Raw genomic sequence first — 3,033 nt, forward strand, 5'->3', positions numbered from 1 at the left:
ACAGCACGAAAGTGGGGATGATCGACCTGAGAAATAGGTCGATCATCATGGGTAAAGGATGTTAAAAAGTGTTCACCATGTCCTTGAACACCTGTCTACCATGTCCCCGGTCTGTACACTCCCAAAGGGAGAGGGAGCTGATAGCCCCTGCTCGTTTGGAAGTAAAAAGGTCACCTTAAGCAACCGCGATCGCCCTTTCAATCAAGGTGAATTAGCCAGTGCTCATGAAAAATCACTACACTTTCAGCCCAGCTCGATCGGTCCCCTCTCCTAGGGAAGAGGGAGCTGATAGCCCCGGATCGTTTGGAAGTAAAAAGGTCACCTTAGCAACCGCGATCGCCCTTTCAACCAAGGTGAAGTAGCCAGTGCTCATGAAAAATCACTACACTTTCAGCCCAGCTCGATCGGTCCCCTCTCCTAGGGAAGAGGGAGCTGATAGCCCCTGCTCGTTTGGAAGTAAAAAGGTCACCTTAAGCAACCGCGATCGCCCTTTCAACCAAGGTGAATTAGCCAGTGCTCATGAAAAATCACTACACTTTCAGCCCAGTTCGATCGGTCCCCTCTCCTGGGGGAGAGGGTTAGGGTGAGGGGTCACTTCTTATTCTTCATCTGCTGCAGGATCTTGCCGCACTGGTTCTCTTCCCCACCGTCACTCGGTGACACCAGAGCTAGCAACGCTGCTGCCGGGGCGACAACTACACCCAATGCCACTGCAGCCACCCCGCGAGCAATCAACGGCCCGGCCTTCACGCCAGCGTCCGGTTTTTTGAACGTCCCTTTGACATACAGTGGCGAACGCAGTGTCAATACCCGCATCCCTTTGCTTTCCGGATCGATGGACAGATCCAGCCGCTCGGTGGCGAAATTGATGTTGCCGGTGATGTTGATGATGGCGTTTTCCGTATCAAATACGAACAGCCGTGGCGTCCCCAACCCGCTGCGAATGTCGACATCCGCCGCCGCACAGTTGATCCCCACCTCGTCGTCGCCAAACAGTTGAGCCACCAGGTAGTTGCCTACGTTCAGGCCGAGGATTTCCATCAGGCTGCGGCTGATCACGCCGTCATTGATCAGCAGGCGCAGGTCGCCTCTGCTGGTCGCCAGCAAGTCGGCCACTGAGTTGCCGCTACCCGTTAGCTTGGCATCGCCGTTCAATTCTCCCAGGCTGCGCTTCATCGACTCCACGTTCGGCAGCAACTGTTTCAGCTGGAACTTGCGCGCATGCATATCCACCCGGCCCTGCATCGGGCTCTTGCTACCATCGAGTCTTACGGTGGCATTCAGGTTACCCCCGGCCACGCCGAAGCGCAGCGGGTCCATCAGGATCACCGCGTTATCCAACTTAAGGTGGGTATTCAGATCGCTCAGCGGCAGCGAACTGCCATGCTCAATGCGTTTGGCGGTGAATTTGACGTCGGCATCCATCACCCCCCAGCTTTTGGTTTCGAACTTCTCAACCGGCAGCACTTTGTCGCTCGGCTGACGGGTCTTCTCGCCGCGATTGGCTTTCTGCTGATTGGAGTCTGCGCCGATCAATGGCGCAAGATCGGCAAAACGTAGCTGTTTGGAAAGCACTTCACCGCTTAGCTTGGGCCGGGGGTGGCTCGCAACGTACTTCAAATCACCGTGGATGTCGCTGTCACCAATCTTGCCGTCAAAGCCCTGATACTGGAATACCGCGCCGCCCGGTTGATGCAACTGGGCGATCAGATGGCCATCGGTAGAATAAGGAGGAGTGTTGGGTAGCAGCACGCCGGTCAGCGCATACAGATTTCCCAGGCTGTCGCCGGAGAATTTCAGCCGCAGATCCAGCCCGCCAAGGTTCAACGGATTGGACAACGTCCCCGCGACCTGCACTCTGGTATTGCCAGAACGGACATCGGCCTGCAGCGGGAACGGAATATCAGCACTTTGCAGTGACAGCATGCCCCCCATCTTGCCGCTGCCAGACAGCGCTTCACCGTGGTATTTTCCCTTTACCTTCCAGCCGAAGATATAATCTGGCGGCGTCGCTTTCCCCTCAGGTTTCTTACCCGTCACTTCGCTAAAGGACAGCGGCTTGCCGAGTGGGTCGATCAGCGCCTGGAAATCGGCCTTGAGCGTGGCGTCTTTAAAATCAATCTGACCGCGATCGAACACGATATCGTGAATGCTGACCGACCAGTCAGACTGCGGTTGGTTGGGGTCTTTATCGGCGCTGTTGGCCAGGTTGAAGGTCCAGTTATTGTCACCGTTCGCCAAGCGCTGTAGCGAGGCATTTGGCTGCTTCAACCAGATACGCGGGATCAGTACCTCTTTGCCCAGCAGTGCCAATGGCGCGATCGAGGCATCGACACGTTGCAGTGTGACCATCTCGTCGCCCGGTATCTTGGCCGGGTTGCCCAGCATAATATCTTCGGCGTGGATATGCGGCCACGGTACCCAGGCACGCCATCCCCCCTCATCCTGGTGACGTTCCCAGTTAACGCCCAGATCGCCACGAATAGCAAACGGGCGCTGCAGCTCGGCAGAGACTTTGCTATTAATGGTGGGTTTGAGACGGTTCCAATCGAAGGTGGCAATGAACACCACCAAAACCACGATGATCAGCAGCACGATGCCGCCAATCCAGCTAAAAATTTTGCCTGTTCTTGTCATAACGGCTCCCTCGAGGCGATAGCTAACTGACCAAATTGATAAGCAGCCTTGCTAAAAGCCTAGTCGAGGATAGGTCAGAGTTCACGCTTTCGGGGCTAATGGGTCAGGGCGTGGGGGCAATAAACCGCGTAGGCAGGGTTTTAAGCTGGTCAAAATGTGCAGGGCGGCTAAGGTAATACCCTTGGGCGGCAAACGCGCCAGAGCGCTGTACCAGCCGCCATTCCTGCTCTGTTTCGACCCCTTCGTCAATCACCCCGTCGCTGTGCTGGCTCATCAGGCGCACCAGAGTAAAAAACAGCTGGATGCCCTCATCGCTCTGCTTGAGCAACATAAACAGCTCGCGCGCCACCTTGATATACTGATAACGCCAACTGCTGACCGCAGAGAAATTCGCCA

2 protein-coding genes are annotated in these 3,033 nt (G+C 55.8%); both read right to left on the reverse strand.

Annotated features, from left to right (window positions below; translation table 11 throughout):
* Nucleotides 1-591: 591 nt before the first annotated feature.
* Nucleotides 592-2,637, reverse strand: a complete 2,046-nt coding sequence (locus ACLQ7H_RS08785; RefSeq protein ID WP_411752327.1) for an AsmA family protein — start codon at nt 2,635-2,637, stop codon at nt 592-594.
* A 103-nt stretch (nt 2,638-2,740) separates the two neighbouring features.
* On the reverse strand, nt 2,741-3,033 hold a 293-nt coding region (locus tag ACLQ7H_RS08790), incomplete at its 5' end, for an EAL domain-containing protein (RefSeq protein ID WP_411752328.1).

The sequence above is a fragment of the Serratia sp. (in: enterobacteria) genome (assembly GCF_046715635.1).
GTDB lineage: Bacteria > Pseudomonadota > Gammaproteobacteria > Enterobacterales > Enterobacteriaceae > Chania.

Excerpts from the sequence above, each read along its gene's own strand:
- ACLQ7H_RS08785 (WP_411752327.1), bottom strand. The coding sequence starts at position 2,637 with ATGACAAGAACAGGCAAAATTTTTAGCTGGATTGGCGGCATCGTGCTG.